Genomic DNA, 17,037 nt, shown 5'->3' with positions numbered 1-17,037 from the left:
TTCCCCCTATTTCCCTTCACCAGCTATTGCAGCCTGTTCATCTTGAAAATGGTACAGATAGAAATCCTCCAGCGTCGGCACAACTGATGTTGTTGATCGATCTGCCGGTTTCACCTTTGACACAATGCGCAGCTCCACCTGATCCCCTTCGTGCCGCAAATTACTGATACAATAGCGGTCATTCCACTCCTCAACCTCCCGCGAAGAAATATGGCATGTCCAAACCAAGCCTTCCATCGCAGCCGTTAGTTGTTCCACCGTACCTGTCATCAATAGGGCCCCTTGCTTCATCACCAGAATCTGGTCCGCTATGTATTCTACATCCGCCACAATATGAGTCGATAGGATAATAATCTTGTCTTTGGCAAGATCAGCGATGAGATTGCGAAAGCGCACCCGCTCTTTGGGATCAAGACCCGCCGTTGGCTCGTCCAACACCAGCATGCTGGGATTATTTAACATCGCTTGGGCAATACCAAGACGCTGTTTCATCCCCCCGGAAAAGGTACGGATTTTGCTTCGTGCTACCTCCGACAGGGCTACCCTCTGCAAAAGCTCCCTGGCTTTTCCTTTTGCCGCGTGCAGGCTTAAGCCTTTCAATGACCCCACATACCAGAGAAATTCCTCTGCGCTGAAATCCGGATAGTAACCGAAATCCTGGGGCAAATAGCCCAACATATCGCGATACCTTTCCCCCATATGGCTGATTTCCTCACCATTCATTTGAATCGTTCCCGATGACGGGTTCAGAATGCCACAGATCATCCGCATCAGTGTTGTTTTCCCCGCACCGTTAGATCCCAGCAGACCGTATACACCATGGTTGAACCGAATTGAGATTCCATTAACTGCTTTTTTTGCAGAAAATTGTTTATGCACCTGGTTCAAAATCAGTTCCAGCATCCCGTGTTCCTCCTTGTAATCCCCATATCTTCGGCAGGCTTTCCCCGAATATCACATCTGTATACTTGAAGCGGCCTCATGACTACGGCAAGTCTTTCGTAAGCCATTTACCTGCACGACTACACCAATGGTAGTCAGCAGCAGTAATACCAACCATATCACTTTAGCCGATGATTCAAACAACCCGAGAGAAGGATTACATGTCAAAAACATCTGTCCGATCACCACCAGACCGCAATATAAAAGACAATAATATCCGCAGTTCCGGGTACGAACCCGATTCAGCAACCACAGGCAGCCAAAACACGCCAGATTGAAGGGCACCAGCAGATACAATACCAAATCCAGGATTCCCGTCTCTGTCCACGCACTTAATAAGCCCCCCAGCAGTATTAATCCAATCAGATCCGCCAATCCCAGCAGACTCATCCGAACGAGTGTCAGCTTTTCAAGACGATGATATGTACTGAGTTCAATCTCCTGCATATTGAAGCTTATTGATTGGGTCATAGTCTGTATGCCCGCTATTACCAGTAATGGTGCAGCGATAGAAGTCAACATGATAAGCTGAATATTTCCATTTCGCTCTTGAATAGAGTTATGCAGAAGGAGCGCCATTCCCAGAACAATCAGTAATTGTAACGCCCACACTTTCCAGCTCATGAAGCGAAGCTGGACCTTATAAAATTCTCCTATACTTGTTTTCCGCTTCGCTTGTGCTTGACTTAGCTCTGCTGCTGCCCCCTTGATGGTCTTCTCCAGCTGCATCTGGTCAACGGGGAACGAGGGGTAGTTCCTTAGGGTTGCGATGATAGTCTGCTGCTTCTTGCTCAACTGAATCCCTCCTCTCCAAGTGGCGTCTTAACAGAATCAACCCGCGCTTCACCCGATATTGCACCATACATACATTAACTCCCGTGATCCGCGCAATATCGCGAAAGGTCAGATCCAGACAAAACCGCATGAATACTAGCTCCCGCTGCTCTTCAGGAAGGCATTGAAGCAGCTCATCTACGAGCGCCTGCCGTTCAACCTGTTCCTCAACAGATCCGCCCTGCCAAATCACTCCTCTGTCAGCTGCCTCCTCTGTTTCCATCCTGGGTAACTGCGACCATTTCTTGAGGTGGTCATTGCACAAGTGACGAGCGATCGTGTACAAGTATGCACTGCATTTCCCTGTATTCGTGTAACCTTCTATGTTCCTGCAAAAACGGTAGAAGGTTTCCTGAGTCAGATCCTTAGACTCTTCTTCACTCCGGACCCGGTAGTAGCAATACTTCTGGATTCCAGCGTAATACCGCTCAATCAGCGGTGTGAGATACCCGGCATCCCCCTCCTGGATTCGACGAATCCATTCCCCCTCATCCAACTTCGTCTCCCCCTCTCTATATCTATATAACTGTATTGGGCAGAAAAAAAGTGAAGCCAACTTGTGTTTTTTTTGTGAAATTGTTATTTATAGGTGGATATAAAAGGGGAAGAGTGATCAGTAGTTAAGGAGTTAGCCCGTAATGTATAATAAACTTGACACCATGAATGGTTTATAATACATTATGTACATCAAACTTAACTTGTTATCAAAATAAAGTGTAGGCGGTGTAGCGTATGACGTATCAAGAAAAGAAGAGCATTGTATCTCTGATCACGGCAATACTTATTTTCGGATCTTATTGTGCTTACATGTTTCCAAAGGCACCGGAGGGGGCTGACTCAACGGAAAGCTTTCATTATTGGGGTTCGTTCGTGATCATTTTGACTTTGGTTTCAATCGCAGCGCATATCCTGATCAGCATTATTTTCAATATTGCCTTTAGGATAACGACCGGAGAAAAGGAACCGGCATTTGCAGATGAACTGGATAAGCTCATTAACTTGAAGGCCACACGGAATTCTTTCTTTGTCTTTGTCCTTGGCTTTCTTGCTGCAATGGGGGCGCTGGTCAACGATCAGTCATCACAGGTGATGTTCGTGATCCTGATCGCCGGCGGATTCATTTCTGATGTTACCGGCTCTATCACGAAACTTTATCATTATCGGAAAGGAGTCTAGGATGAGTAAGAATCTTGTTGGCAATCACATCCGCAGATTACGGTTCGACCACGATGAAATGACACAGCAGCAATTGGCTGACAAGGTGGGCGTAACGCGACAGACCATCGTAGCTCTGGAAAAGGGCAATTACTCGCCATCCCTGGAACTGGCCTTCCGTATTGCCCTCGCCTTCAACTTATCTCTGGAAGAGGTATTCTTTTATGGAGACGGCACGAAGGAATAATGAATGAGGAGATGACAGAATGAATTCAAACCACACAGCAGCGAAAATAACGGGTGTCTTGTTTATTCTAGCAGCGGTTTCATCGATAGCTGGTCTTCTTTTATATGATCCGATCCTGAACGGCCCCGATTATTTATTAAAAGGTTCTGAACATGCCAACCAGGTGATACTGGGGGCGGTTATGGAGTTGATTCTTGTCGTCTCAGCTGTCGGCACTTCGATTACTATGTTCCCGCTTTTGAGAAAATACAATGAGACATTAGCTCTTGGACATGTATGCTTCAGGTTTCTTGAGGCTGTAATCATCACTGTGGGCATCATCAGTGTGTTGTCCTTATTGACCTTAAGCCGGGAATTCACAACTTCTGCAGCTGTGGATATATCTTCTTTTGAAGCTTCAGGTACACTATTAAAAGCAATCCACGAGTGGACTTTTATGCTGGGGCCAAATGTCATGCTGGGTATTAATACGCTGATATACAGCTACATTTTTTATCAAACCAAGCTGGTACCCAGGTTCATTTCGATCTTAGGGATTACCGGATCCATACTGGTGTTAAGTGCAGGGATCTTAGAAATGTTCGGAGTTTTTCCTCAACTCTCTGTGTGGGGGGCCCTCTTGTCTTTGCCAGTAGCCGCAAATGAAATGATCCTTGCCGTATGGCTAATTGTAAAAGGCTTCAACTTATCCTGGCATAGATAGGCTTGCCTGGGCTGTCGCCTAACCCTCCCCACCTGAATATATCTGGAGTATTAGATGATTCAGGAAAGGATGTTGGCCGTGCAAGCTGTTCCTCATGATCCCATTCAAGGATGGATTGCCTACACTTCGGACCGCGGTGGAACGTACGACATTTGGCTGTACCGACCGCAGGATGGTCTTCATTATCAACTTACCAAGGGGCTTGGTGCGGAATTTACGGTTCCCTATTGGTCGCCAGACAGTAGAAGAATCGCATTCATCGGCATTGGCAACGTGGTCCACCTTCTGGATACAATCACACTCTCCGTAGCCAGGATCGACCAAATCGAGCTCTACACACTGCTGGACTGGTCCCCGGACAGTCGCTCCCTCACGTATGTCAAAAACGCGCGAATCATCGCCTATGATACGCTCTCCCATCACAGTTATGCCATTCCGGAGCCGGGTGCCAGCGATGTCCAGTGGTTCCCTTCGGGTACGGAGCTTCTATATGCGGCTCCGGATTCCACCGGCAATACTCAGCTCTTCCGCATTCGGGCCGATAACACAGACCGGAGACAGATCACACATAATACGGACGGTCCACTCCATAACGTTCGGATTTCCCCGGACGGAACCTTCGCACTTTATACGTTCCCCGGTGCCAGCATCTCTATTATTTCGACGGTGGATTTGGCTACAGGCACCCTATATACGCTGGATGGCGGACCGCTCGCCAAAAACTATTTCCCGGCATGGTCCCCTGACTCCCGGAGCATCGCCTACAGCGCAACCGCCTATATGGAGCCGAATTACTATTCTCTCATCCAGACCGACAGCCGTACCGGTCAGAACCAAAGAACGCTGGTGGCCTCCGACTGTTTCGCCACTCCTGTTAGCTGGTCGCCGGACGCTGACAAAATCGCCTATTTATCGGGGTGTGCAGGTACCGGAAGCGCAAGTCAGCTCTGGATTGTCGATATCAGGGAGCAGATCCCGGTGAACGTCCTCAGCGGCGGCCGGATTACCTCCTTGCAGTGGTCTCCCCGCGTCAGGAGAGTTCCGGCAAAATGGGGGAACGTCCTATAATTATTTGATCCTGTGGGCTGATTTCAACTAGATCCTTCACATTGAAGGACAGCTGTCGTTCTCTTTTTCGCAAAACAATCAAAATAAATCAAATAACAATCAAAATATATTGTAAAACGATAAACCATGTGCTAAATTTGATTTAACATTAATTAAATGAGGTGCATTTTATGGAACGAGGAACCACACTCTTTTTAAAGGTAGCTGTTATTGTAATTGGGCTCCCGGTTCTTGCTTTGTGTATTTTTGCGGTGCCTGAGATTGGGAATTTTGCAGCAGAGTTGTATCCGGATATGACTTCTATTAAATATCTGGTACTCATCGATTTGTATGCATCGGTAATTCCCTTTTACTTGGCACTGTATCAAGCCTTCAAACTATTAGGCTACATTGACAAGAACAAAGCTTTCTCTGAATTATCTGTGCGGGTCTTAAAGAATATAAAATACTGTGCAGTCACATTCAGCATTCTGTATGTAGCAGGCCTTCCTCTCTTCTATCTTATGGCGGATATGGACGATGCCCCAGGGATCATAGTTATCGGATTGCTCATGATTTTCGCTTCCATGGTGATTGCCGTTTTTGCTGCAGTTCTCCAAAAGCTATTAAAAGAGGCCATTGATCTAAAAATAGAAAATGACTTAACAGTCTGAGGTGAAATCCATGGCGATTATAATTAATATTGATGTGATGCTGGCTAAACGGAAAATGAGCGTAACCGAACTTTCGGAGAGAGTGGGGATCACAATGGCTAACCTTTCCATATTGAAAAATGGAAAGGCAAAAGCGGTTCGATTATCCACTTTAGAGGCGATCTGCAAGGCTTTGGAATGTCAGCCTGGAGATATTCTGGAATACAAAAGTGACGAAGACATTTAAGGAATAACAGGTTCAATAAAACAGCGGCAGCCAAGGACATTATTTTCTCGTCCCTGGCTGCCGCTGTTTCTTTATTGCCGTCAGTCCATTACTTATTCCACTTTCAGTGACACAGCACTTTTGGGCGGCATGCTGAAAGTTAGCCGCTCACCGCCCGGCAATTCCACAGCCACTATCTCTTCTTCTTCGCCATCGTTGAACAGCACCGCCCCAATCGATCCGTCCAGGTTGCGGAAAGCAACAGAACGGATGCGCTCATGGCTTGACGCGGAATCCATCCGCAGAGCCTTGGGCCGAATCACTGTGCTGAAATGCGCCAGTGCATAGTAGTCCAGCGTGTAGGTTAGTTCACGGGTCTGCTGGTCGATCCGGACGATACCGCGGCAGGTGCTTGTGCCGAAGCCCGGCACTGTCGGCCCGTTATGTTCATCTAGTGCCATATTCCACAGGACGAACGACTTGCTGTGATTTCTAAGAATTTCAATCCCTGTGCGGATCACATTGGAGAAGGCTTGTTCAAATGGCGGAATCCATTCACCGCCTGAGCCTTCGGTGAAATGCACCTCTTTACCTTCATAAGCACGCTTCACCTGTGTCTGCGCAGAGGGTTCACCACCATACCAGTGCCAAGCTACCCCATCCACCTCTTCCCCGGCAGCTTCCATCACAGACACCGGGTAATCCGGGCGGTCCCAGTTGTGGTCATAGCAGAGAATTTTACTGTGGATGTTATGCCTCAGAAATGCAGGCTTCAAGTAATCCCGCACAAAAGATGCCTGCGCCTCCGGCAGCATAAGCATGCTCGGATAATGCTGCGGTTCAAACAGCGGTTCATTCTGCGGAGTGACAGCATATATAGGCAGCCCGTGCTCTTGGTAAGCCTGAATGTACCTTACAAAATAGTCAGCGTACACACCGTAATATTCTGGCTTCAGCTCTCCGGTGATCATCGACCCGCTGGTCTTCATCCAGCCTGGAGCGCTCCAGGGCGACGCCATCAGTTTGACCTCAGAATTCAGTGCCAGCGCCTGTTGCAGAAGCGGGATGATATCCTCTTCATCATGGGTGATGGAGAACCGGTTCTGCTCCATATCGGTTTCCCCTTCAGACAGATCATTATAGCTGTAGACCGTTCTGGCATAATCCGAGGCGCCCATTGGATTCCGCAGGACCGATAAGCCAATCCCCGCCGCCGGATCAAACAGCCTCACCATCAGCTCAGTTCTCTGCTCCGGGCTAAGCACCTGGTTGATCAGATATGCCGCCGAATCGGTAAAAGAAGCCCCGAAGCCGTCCATCTCCTGATAGGTTTGACTCTCGTCAAGAGTAACGGTGACGGTCGCTTGATCTGTATCTGCTGCTTCCAACTGCTCTGGCGGCTGTTCTATGAATAACCCGTCTTCGCCTGTGGACTTGTAAATGACTAGTTTCTTCAATGTGATTTCCCTCCGGATGGCTGTTTTATATAAACCGAAATTAAGATCTTCCATTTTTTGATTTTCTTCGTGACTAGATTTAAATCAACAAAAACGTTTTTATTTTTGGCGGTAAGAAACGGCTTCGCCGTCCAGAAAAAAGAGGCGTTATCCGTTTCAATGAGCCTTGCACCTTACATCTGGTCATTCCGGTCAAACTTCACATGACTTGAGCCTCTGACGATAATTTCGCCTTTCAGCTTCTGGGCGTTGCCTTGTTCTTTCTTCTGTATCATGCGGACCAGGTGATCGATCGTCAATATCCCCTGCCTGGCGATTTGATTCCGCACCGTAGTTAACGGAGGGGAATAGTACTGGGCGATATCAATATCGTCAAAGCCCATTACACTAATGTCGTGCGGAACCTCGTATCCATGGGTTTTGAGCGCCTGGATACAGCCAATTGCACTGAGGTCATTGCCCGCCAGAAAAGCATCAGGCAGCTTCTCGGGAAACGCCCGGATGAAAGATTTCACCGCATTAAAGGTGCTCTCTTCCTCGAAATAGCCCTGCAAAATATAATCCTCGCTCACCGGCAGACTGTACTGGCGCAATGCTGCCAGGTACCCTTCTCTGCGCTGCACGCTGTCAAACATCGTGTCCACGCCGGAAATATAGGCAATTTTTTTATGGCCCAGCCCGATTAAATATTTGGTTGCTTCATACCCCGCTTCAAAGGAGTCGAACATGATGCTGCCCATGTTCTCATTCTCCAACACCCGGTCCAGAAACACCGCTTTGATCTTCTCCTTGTTCATCGCATGAATGTCTTTATCGTCAATCCCCAGCTCTTCATAAATAATGACTCCATCCACACGCCTGCCGAGGATATTACTCATCACGACCTGCTTATCTTTGGTAACAAATACGTTCAGCCCGTAGCCCAGCCGGTCACATTGCCTGGACATGGATTCTACAAGCTTATAGAAATAGGGGCCTGCCACACTGGTTGTAAAAAAGCCCAGCATCATGGTTTTTCCCGACTTCAGCTGCTTACCGTTCAGGTTAGGGACATAATTCAGCCGCTGCGCTACCTTAAGCACATGCGATTTGGTCACCGGATTCAGGACATCCACATTATTTAATGCATTTGATACCGTTGAGATTGAGACTCCTGCCTCTCTAGCAACGTCCCTGATTGTTATTTTTCCCATCATCCATTTTCCTTCGCTATAAAAACGTTTTTATTGATAATAAAATAACATAAAACCGTTTTTCAGTACAATAGTTTTTCTTGGTTTATCGGAATTGAATAAAAGTAAGTATAAACCCTGAAATATATGGGGTCTGGTCGTAACTGCGGGGAATGTTTGGACTTCCGGCCGCTGTTATGTTTGGATTTCCTTATTTAATCCGCTGATTGCGGTGGGAACCTACAGACAGATTTCGCATCCAATGCGAGCTTTTCTGCGGAAAGCTTTCAGTAGGACGCATGGCCTGGCTTATAGAGCAGTAAGAAAAAAGAAGCAAGTCTATAAAGACGTGCTTCTTCCGAGACGCTAGTTAGTTTTTTTGGTCTATTTCCCCCTGTGCTTCTTCTTAGCTTTTTGAGCTCTAAGTTGATATTTTCTTTCATTTTCTTCAAGAATTTGTTGTCGATTATGCACTTTTCGTTGAAGTTTCCTAGACTCGAGGTCCAGCTTTATCGCCTCATGAGCAAGACTAGTTAAACCTCTCTGGGCAATCTCCTTAGCCGCCTGGCGAGCTAGTCTTTTCGGATTTACTCGAGTGTTTTTACTTCGTTTTGCATTCGTCCCTACCTTCGTGAGGTTCATCAATCCCATCATTTTCTCGCTAACGAACTCTAATACCTCCGAATCCTTTGGTTCGCTACCAAAAATATGACGACAAGCTTTTAGACATCCCTGCTCTTCCTGCTCAATCACACCGATCCAGTACTTACAACTTTCATCAAACAATATGGTAAGCTTCACACTTACTCCCCCTCTGTTTTTTACTGAAGCGATGGACATCCCGAGGGGGGAAGGTCACTGACACGAAGGCTAACCCTGTGCGACCGGACTACCAACCGGTCTGTGTTTTTACACTTCTATAAGGTTATATCACATTTTTTACAATTGTTAAACCGTTCAACTAACCTCCCATTACTTCAATATAAAAATCAGATTGAATTAGCAGTCTGCTCTTTAAGCTATCTCCCCGTTGAACTCTATTCTAAGTATATTATTGTTTAATTGATAATATCGTGTTGTTGCCCTTTCTTCGGATCTTTTATAACAACCCATTGGTCCTCTATTACTATGTATTTTTCAATGCAGTAGTCAACAGCTTCATCAAACGTTTCAAACCATAAGTCGGCAAAACTGCTCTTATCTTCTTGTGTATCATACAAAAAAACATAAACACCATCATTCTCAGATTCGTAAATCATAAGCTTTCTAACATTATCAACTTTTTCTTTAAGAAGGGTATACATTCGCACTTCAAAACCACCAAATTCGTTTTTTCACCATTTTACCATTAAATATACTGCCCATTTGATCATTGATCTAGTTCCTCTTCGGGCTTACCCGCCAGCAACTCCTTGGCTTCCTCCGCCCAGTCCAGGTAGGCCTTGTAGACATGCTCTCCGAACAGAACGGTCAGGTAGAAATACAAATGGTCCTTTTCGGTATGGAGAACGCGCTCCAGATTGCCTTTGAACATCTGAATCTGCTGGAGACTCTGTGTATGCCGTTCTTTGAAATCTTCAATCCGCGCAAGATTGCTCTCGTCCGGAACCAGGCTTCCGAAAAAAAGCTTGAGCAGGATCTCATATTTTGTATACTCCTTCTGCTCGGGAAGCATGACCCATTCCTTCAGAAGCCCCCGCCCTTTGTCCGTGATAGAATAGATGTTTTTCTCCGGGCCTTTGGAGCCGGCGCCCTTATGTTTAAGCACCAGCTCTTCGGTTACCAGCTTCGCCAGGGTCGGATAAATCTGCCCATAGCCTACTTCCCAGAAGCCGCTGATCATCACATCTATCTTTTTCTTAATATCGTATCCGCTAAGATCCTCATGGTTCAGCAGGCCCAATATGATATAGACCGTAGTATTTTCCTTGGGCATGATCTTTCCTTAGGCTCCCTCCGTGTAGCTCCTTTTTGAAACGGAATCCTTCTGCGCACCGAAGCCTACCCGCAGCACCTTTTTCGGGCATACGCTTTGACAGCTGCCGCACAGAATACATTCATTGCTATTCATGTCTCTATTCTGTACCATTTCCTGGACCTTCAGGCTCATCGGGCAAGCTCTGTCGCACTTCTTGCAGCTGATGCAATCCTCGGTTCTGGCCTCCAAATGAAGTGAGGGATAACCCAGTTTGTTCTTAAGGGTATTGCCCAGGACCATGAACGGAGCCATCCAGCAGAGGGAATGACAGAAGGATCTCCGCCCGAAGATCAGAGACACACTTACTATTAATAATACGACGGCAAAGTACGTAATGAAAGCCGGAGGGGCAGAAACCGAAATTCCGTAGTCGGTAAAATAAATCGGATTGAGGTCTTTGATCCCGCCTGCACTTATAAACCCGGCCAGAATGGACAGCACCCACGGTACCCAAATCAGATATTTAATGAGGTTCTGTTTGCGGCTTGCAGGTTTGTTCACCACCTGGCTGCAAGCCTCCTGCAAGCCTCCCGCCGGACACAACCAGCTGCAAAAGGCTCTGCCAAACACCAGTGAGAAACCAAAAAGTGCGGCAAACAGCAGAAAGCTTCCGGTGGCAATACCGGCAAAACTGCCTTGTACAATCAGATAAGGAGAGAAATAATTCAAGGTAACCGGGAACAGCAGCATTGAAATCAGCAGGAGGGTCTTTCGAATCTTTTGTTGCCGCATGCTTCATCACATTCCATTCTTCATAGGATATAGGCTTTAGGCCAGAAGGTTGTATATCATGATGATATAGTTTATGGTATCAAGTTGAGATAGATGCTGTCAATGAGCTTTTTGACAAATGTACGTAATCTTTAACCAGACAAGCCTTCTTCATCGGCGCGGATTCCAGAACATATTGATCCGACATTTCATCCTAAAAAGTAGAATCCTAACTATAGACATTCTAATTAAATATCAGCATAAAAAAATGCCCAGGTTTGGGGTTAGCCAAGCCTGGGCAGGTGATAATTGTGACGTTGTTACTAATCAAGCCATTATGCTGATGGAGCTGCCGGTTTGTCTTCAGCGATCATCGTCCGGTTCCTGCCGTTGCTCTTCGCCAGGTATAGCGCCTGATCCGCCTTCTCCAGCAATCCCTCCTGATCTGAAGCATGCTGCGGGTAATGGGCAATGCCCTGAGACACTGTAACCTGTGACGGAATGGGCCCCTTACTCTGCTCCAGTGCCCGGCGGACTCTTTCTGCAACCTTGAAGGCTTCTTGCGGGCGGGTACGGGCCAGCAGAATCACAAACTCCTCACCACCGAAGCGATGGCACACATCATCCGGCCGAAGCGAAGAGACAATCACACCAGCTACATGCTTCAGCACTTCGTCACCGGTAACATGACCATAGGTGTCATTCACGAACTTGAAACGGTCCACATCCAGCACAATCAGTGAAAATGGAGTCCCTGAATCGATCCATTGACTGAGCGTGTACTCCAGTGATCTCCGGTTCTTAAGCCCGGTCAGCGCATCTGTCGCAGCTTCCTGCGTCAGTTGATCCTTCTGTTTCTGAATGTCTACCACAGCGAGAAAGACCGCCTTGGTCAACAAATCTGCCTCCCGGCTCCAGTGCGGCTTGGCTTCCGGGATTACAATTTTCTCCTTGCCCATCTTGCTTACCAGATCAGCCAGATAGGCAAAAGGCCGGACCAGCCTGCGCGCCACCAGGATCACACCTATCAGCAGTGCAATAAACGGAACCAGTGAATATGCAACAATGGTCTCGATGTGCCCGACCAACTGCCGGTGGATCAGACTCAGCGGTGAGACGACCACAATTCCCCAGCCGTTCGCCGGAACACTGGAGTATCCGGCAAGCAGATCGATACCATGAAGGTTACGAACCTCCTGTTCCCCGCTCTTCCCCTTCATCAGCTTCTGTACAACCTTGTTGCTGCTGATATCCATCCCGGAGAGCTGCTTGTCCGGATGATACAGCAAATGCCCGTCGGAATCGACAATATAATAATAGGAGCCCAAATCGTCCACGCTGTTATTTCCGAATATCCTTGAGAGCACATTATTCTCCTGCAGATAAATCGTGCCGCCCAGGATACCCAAATATGTACCGTTGCTGCTGAAGATAGGTTGACTCAAGAACACAATCAGTCTTTTGGTGGTTGCAGTCATGTATGGAGCGGATATGTAGGGCTGTTTGAGCGCCAAAGCTTCCTTAGAGGATGGAGAACTAATATGCTTGCCTGCGGTTCCTACGGTGGCTGGTTCTACGTTGCGGACAACCCCGTCCGTACCTATTACTACGATGGAATTAAAATAATTGCTGCTGTTGCGCATCAATTCCAATTGATGGTCCACTTGCTCCGGATTCATAGCATCCATATTGGAAAGCATCCGTGCATTATAGGCCAGACTGCCACCAATGGATTGAAATAAGGAATCCATGGTCCTTGACATGCGGTCCGCATTGGTGAAATTCAGATGGAGTGTCGTCTCCATCAATGATTGTCTTTTGGAGTCATAAGAGCCAACCAGCATAATGGTTGAGGTTAGCAGAACCACCAGCGTCACAAGGCCTGTAAGCAGCGATGTCAGACTGAGCTTCTTCCTTTGACATGGCCCGGCCTTTCTCAGTGTAAGCAAACGATAAACCCTCCTTGATTTCTGAAAACTACATAAATCCATCATACAACAAATAATATCGTTATTCGACAAAGAATCCATGCAAAATGGCGTGCAAATGGTTACCCCGTTTAACACGCCATTATTGCATCAGATTCTGCTGAATATCCCCGTCCTAAACTACCTGCTATTGAACTGCCGGCTGCTGCCCACCCGGTTCTTCAAGTGGCAGTTCGGGCTGCGGGTTCTCTTGCTGGAGCAAATCAGATTCCTCAGCGGCGGCCCCTTGAATCATCGTTCCATTAAACAATGAGGTAATTTCAGCTGCAGTTAGTGCCCGGCTATAGATCAGAAAATCATCAATAGCACCGTTCAAATTGGGATCGCCATATTGGGATTTGCCGATATAGTTCTGAGTCGTAACGCCAAGACTTGAAGGCTTCAGCGACATAGCGGTATTCACGGCAACCTGCACGCCATCAACATAGAGGCGGCCCGTCGTACCGGACAACGTCACAGCGACATGCTTCCATTGCCCGGCGGCCAGCGGGGCAGAAGCCGTAAGCTGTTGTTCTGAACTGTTGCCTCCATTTGTAATCGCAAACCGCATACCGCCTCCTCCACCTGTCTGGGGAGCCAGGAACATATTTGTTGTTGTGTCTGTGCCAAAATCAAAGATTCTCGCCCAGTCATTATTCGCGGTAATGCGTACCCAGGCTGAGATCGTAAAATCGTTCAGCTGGCTAAGCACTCCGGCTGGCAGAGAAGCATAAGCACTGGTTCCGCTTAAGCCCAGCGCATTCCCTGCTCCTGTACGGCCGGTAACCCAGGATGCTGTTCCCGTCAGAACGGCATGATTGGCACCATATGAAGAATCGGTCACTGTTGTGCCTGAGGATTGGTTCATTTTATAATTGACGACTATACTCGGTACCGGTGTGACCGTCCCCTGCTCAATCTTCACTTCGTAGGATGCTGCCGTACCGATATTGAGACTGGCTGTTGCTGTTTGGCCGTTCACTGCTGTGAAACTTCCGGATGCTACATTATTGACGGTTACATTATAGCTTCCGGCGGCAAGCCCGCTGAAGTCCACTTTCGTAATATGGGCAGTGCCGGGTGTTACATTGCTGAGTGTGAAGCTGATACTGTTCTTTGCTTTGGCGACTGTTGCCAGGCTGTATCTGTCCCGTCCCAGGGTCATGCCCCATTTTTCCGTGATCAGATTGAGGCGCTGAAATACGCCGTCCTTCGGAACAATAATATAATTGCTGCCGCTCTCCGTTACATCACAGCCATAACCGTAGAGGCCAAAGATCGGGTCGACCGCCACATCGGAGCTAAGAATCTTGATCGCGCCAAACAATCCGAGGTCGGCTTCGCCGGACATGCCGCGCCAGCCGTTGAACAATGGGCCGCCATCCAGACCGAGTGCGCCATTGTTGCCTTTCATGGCTTGATACGTCCAGGACACAGCCCCAATATCCGCCGGATCGGAGCTGATCTGGCCCGAGTTGATGGCATTTACATTGGCAAGCTTGGCAGCATAGCTGAGCCGCTGCTCTACCTCAGGCGCAGAGGAATTGCTGCGCACCCAATCGTCCATGGCGGTTCCGGCCAGCGATGCTGTGTATTGGAACTGCCACCAGGGTTCCCCGTTGATTGTCACCGGATCGGTATAGAAATACCAGACAGGCATTTTCCCGCGGACAGCACGGGTTTTGGTATTGATTTTGCCTTTAATCGTATTGTTATTCTTCATTTTGGCCAGCATATAAACGGCTTCTTCACCTGTGTTGTCATAGTTGTATTCCGAACCGTACGGGTACGCCGTACTTGCGAAATTGTTGTATTTGGTGTTCATTTTCGCGATGATATCGTTCGCCTGGGAGGTATAGCCCTCATCCTGCAGCGCTTTGATAATCTCCGGTGTAGTTACTTCTCCCATCAGACCGGTGTTCCAATTATAGGCGACTGGCCCGTCATAGAGAGCCTTCATAATGTTATAGGCCCGCAGCAGATAGGTGCTGCTCGGCTCTTTGTAGCTGATCAGGCCAGGGTACAGCTTGGAAATCTTATACATGCTGAAATACGTGTTGTAAATATGAGGGTAAGCATAACCCCGGTACGTTGGAGTATCATTCGGAGGAGCCATAAGGAAGTCCGGCACCAGATAATCGGTGTGATGTCCAGCCATCAGGTTGTTCCAGATCGTGGTATCCAAATACTGATCCAGTGCTGTGATTTCTGATGTGACGGGTTTCTGGACATTTTTCTCGGCAAGGAATTGAGCATGTGTATAGCCCCAGTCATCTCCCCAGCCCCAGTACCCTGCAAAGTTGTTGCGTTTGGTGTTCGTCTGCATCATCCAGTCGTCGAACGCCTTGTCCCGGATATCTCCGGGCACATTCCACTGCTGGTTGTTCACCATAAAGGTCGCATGACGCTGAAGTGCGGCATCCACGGCTTCAATGGCGTAGAACTGCAGGGTTGTCTTTTCACCGCTGCCATAATTAACTGTAATATTGTTGGGACCCAGGTGATTCATCTGGAGTGAATACAGCTTGTGATCACCCGATGCAGTGCCAAGTGAGGTCACGGTGGTTTCAGACGGATATTGTGCGGTCACGGAAGTAATGGTCTTAGAGGTGCGGAGATCGAATTTGGCGGTCTGATTGACCGGCACGATCATCCCGGGGACTACAGTGGTATCAATCATCCCTTCGGAATACAGCCGGTCTTTGACGGCCTGTTCACTGGCGGCTTTGAAAAATTTGAAGGCATAGGTCTTGCTTGCTCCTGGTGCCAGGGTCAGGCTGCTGTTCGGCAGATATCCGCTGCCGGTGCTTTTGATTACATTGGAATGGATGTAATAGACCGAGAGGCCTTCAATCCAGCCGCCTTGATCGCCAGCCCATTTACTGCCGGGATGCTGCTGAATACGCCAGTTATCCATATACTCAAAGCCTGCGCCGGTTGTGCTGTCCGGGACAAGCAGGAGAGACGGACCGATGCCGCTGGGCCGCTGGGCGGTGACATAAGAGCTGTTATTACCGATGAAGGACTGAGTGACCACCCGTGTTTCATAAATCTGCTCATTGCTGCCTCCGGTCCAGAATTCATTAAAGGGAAGCGGCAGGCCAAAGTCTCCGATTTCCAGGGTTTGTGTGCTGGTGTTGGTCACTTGAATCTGCCAGAGCAAGTAATCGCTTACAAGAGAATAGCTTTCATTCACGCGGAAATTGCGGATCCCTTCGGTATTCGTTGAGTTTTGATAGGTAATGTTGATAGTGTTGCCGGATTGGCTTTGCGTACGGGCATCGGCCGACTTGTTGGTCCAGGCTTTGGTCCAGGCACCGTTATTGAGCCGGTAAGTGAACATCAGCTCGCCCAGCCATTGATGGTCCGCTGTATTTTGGTTAGGGGCATTGGTAGCATTCATGACGTAGTTGGTAGGAAAATTATCTCCGGACAGCTTCAGGCTGGAGATATCGCCATTTGAACCGGTACTGACCTGGAAGTTGCTGTTCGACAAATCATAGGCAAAGGCAGGCTGGGCAAACCACAGAAATCCTGCGGCGGCAGCAGTGAAGACTGCACTCAAAACGGTCCTTCTTACAGAGCGGGCCTGAATCTTCTCCAGCATAGATTTAACCTCCTGGTTAAAGCGGAATGTACAGTATTTGTCTACTCCTCCACTTTGCTATATAAGTTGAACTTTAGATTTTCATTTGAGGGTCTGGTCGTAACTGCGTGAAATGTTTGGACTTCCGGCCGCTGCCCATCAGCAGATTTCTTGATTTATACCGCTGTTCGCGGTGGAAATCCGCAGACAAAGGCGGTCGCTATCGCTCCTACAGTTCCAAACTTTCCCTCCGTACTCCTACCTTTTTTATGTTTTTTTAAGTTCAACTTATATTGAAACCTCTCCCCCCCTTCCAGATTCTCTTTGCCCTCCATCGTAATGCTTAAAAATTGTTGTAA

General features: G+C 47.9%; 17 protein-coding genes. 6 read left to right on the top strand and 11 right to left on the bottom strand.

Features of this window, described 5'->3' with window-relative positions; genetic code table 11:
• Positions 1 to 6 precede the first annotated feature (6 nt).
• The 3 genes from ACTJKB_RS08535 to ACTJKB_RS08525 are packed head-to-tail and all read right to left on the bottom strand — an operon-like array spanning position 7 to position 2,272.
• Positions 7 to 903, bottom strand: a complete 897-nt coding sequence (locus ACTJKB_RS08535; protein WP_440833232.1) for an ABC transporter ATP-binding protein — start codon at positions 901 to 903, stop codon at positions 7 to 9.
• Between the two features lie 51 nt (positions 904 to 954).
• Positions 955 to 1,737, bottom strand: coding sequence for a hypothetical protein (locus tag ACTJKB_RS08530; protein WP_440833231.1), 783 nt, complete (start codon positions 1,735 to 1,737; stop codon positions 955 to 957).
• Entirely contained in the window at positions 1,676 to 2,272 is a 597-nt protein-coding gene (locus ACTJKB_RS08525; RefSeq protein ID WP_440833230.1) for an RNA polymerase sigma factor, read from the bottom strand. Before ACTJKB_RS08525 ends, ACTJKB_RS08530 begins: the two co-directional genes overlap by 62 nt.
• 236 nt (positions 2,273 to 2,508) lie before the next feature.
• Here ACTJKB_RS08525 and ACTJKB_RS08520 point away from each other — a divergent pair, with 236 nt between their 5' ends.
• The 6 genes from ACTJKB_RS08520 to ACTJKB_RS08495 all read left to right on the top strand — a co-directional run bounded on the left by ACTJKB_RS08520 (position 2,509) and on the right by ACTJKB_RS08495 (position 5,828).
• Positions 2,509 to 2,952, top strand: coding sequence for a hypothetical protein (locus ACTJKB_RS08520; RefSeq protein WP_074085435.1), 444 nt, complete (start codon positions 2,509 to 2,511; stop codon positions 2,950 to 2,952).
• Position 2,953: 1 nt separating this feature from the next.
• The gene (locus ACTJKB_RS08515; RefSeq protein ID WP_074085436.1) at positions 2,954 to 3,178 is read left to right on the top strand and encodes a helix-turn-helix transcriptional regulator; all 225 of its coding nucleotides are present in this window, start codon (positions 2,954 to 2,956) and stop codon (positions 3,176 to 3,178) included.
• Positions 3,179 to 3,197: 19 nt separating this feature from the next.
• Entirely contained in the window at positions 3,198 to 3,881 is a 684-nt protein-coding gene (locus ACTJKB_RS08510) for a DUF4386 domain-containing protein (RefSeq protein ID WP_440833228.1), read from the top strand.
• A 54-nt stretch (positions 3,882 to 3,935) separates the two neighbouring features.
• Positions 3,936 to 4,949: a hypothetical protein gene (locus ACTJKB_RS08505; protein ID WP_440833227.1), complete on the top strand. Its 1,014-nt coding sequence runs from the start codon at positions 3,936 to 3,938 to the stop codon at positions 4,947 to 4,949.
• 170 nt (positions 4,950 to 5,119) lie between these two features.
• Entirely contained in the window at positions 5,120 to 5,602 is a 483-nt protein-coding gene (locus ACTJKB_RS08500) for a DUF2975 domain-containing protein (RefSeq protein WP_440833226.1), read from the top strand.
• Between the two features lie 10 nt (positions 5,603 to 5,612).
• Positions 5,613 to 5,828, top strand: a complete 216-nt coding sequence (locus tag ACTJKB_RS08495; protein WP_074085439.1) for a helix-turn-helix domain-containing protein — start codon at positions 5,613 to 5,615, stop codon at positions 5,826 to 5,828.
• A gap of 92 nt (positions 5,829 to 5,920) precedes the next feature.
• Here ACTJKB_RS08495 and ACTJKB_RS08490 read toward each other — a convergent pair whose 3' ends face one another.
• From ACTJKB_RS08490 to ACTJKB_RS08455, 8 genes are all read right to left on the bottom strand, one after another.
• The gene (locus ACTJKB_RS08490; RefSeq protein ID WP_440833224.1) at positions 5,921 to 7,264 is read right to left on the bottom strand and encodes a glycoside hydrolase family 30 protein; all 1,344 of its coding nucleotides are present in this window, start codon (positions 7,262 to 7,264) and stop codon (positions 5,921 to 5,923) included.
• 173 nt (positions 7,265 to 7,437) lie between these two features.
• Positions 7,438 to 8,457, bottom strand: a complete 1,020-nt coding sequence (locus tag ACTJKB_RS08485; protein ID WP_440833222.1) for a LacI family DNA-binding transcriptional regulator — start codon at positions 8,455 to 8,457, stop codon at positions 7,438 to 7,440.
• Between the two features lie 363 nt (positions 8,458 to 8,820).
• A complete protein-coding gene (locus tag ACTJKB_RS08480; protein WP_440833221.1) occupies positions 8,821 to 9,237 on the bottom strand; it encodes a YjdF family protein in 417 nt (138 codons plus the stop codon).
• Positions 9,238 to 9,494: 257 nt separating this feature from the next.
• Positions 9,495 to 9,695 carry a hypothetical protein gene (locus tag ACTJKB_RS08475; RefSeq protein WP_440833219.1) on the bottom strand — a complete coding sequence of 67 codons (201 nt, stop codon included), beginning with the start codon at positions 9,693 to 9,695 and terminating at the stop codon, positions 9,495 to 9,497.
• Between the two features lie 110 nt (positions 9,696 to 9,805).
• Entirely contained in the window at positions 9,806 to 10,372 is a 567-nt protein-coding gene (locus tag ACTJKB_RS08470) for a PadR family transcriptional regulator (protein WP_440833218.1), read from the bottom strand.
• A gap of 9 nt (positions 10,373 to 10,381) precedes the next feature.
• Positions 10,382 to 11,146, bottom strand: a complete 765-nt coding sequence (locus ACTJKB_RS08465; protein WP_440833216.1) for a 4Fe-4S binding protein — start codon at positions 11,144 to 11,146, stop codon at positions 10,382 to 10,384.
• A 314-nt stretch (positions 11,147 to 11,460) separates the two neighbouring features.
• Positions 11,461 to 13,074, bottom strand: a complete 1,614-nt coding sequence (locus tag ACTJKB_RS08460) for a sensor domain-containing diguanylate cyclase (protein WP_440833214.1) — start codon at positions 13,072 to 13,074, stop codon at positions 11,461 to 11,463.
• Positions 13,075 to 13,240: 166 nt separating this feature from the next.
• Entirely contained in the window at positions 13,241 to 16,699 is a 3,459-nt protein-coding gene (locus ACTJKB_RS08455) for a DUF5695 domain-containing protein (RefSeq protein WP_440833212.1), read from the bottom strand.
• Positions 16,700 to 17,037 lie beyond the last annotated feature (338 nt).

The organism is Paenibacillus sp. 22594 (assembly GCF_052044425.1).
Lineage (GTDB): Bacteria > Bacillota > Bacilli > Paenibacillales > Paenibacillaceae > Paenibacillus_AQ.
The sequence above is the reverse complement of the archived record's forward strand: the minus strand, read 5'-3'. Positions and strand labels throughout refer to the sequence as shown.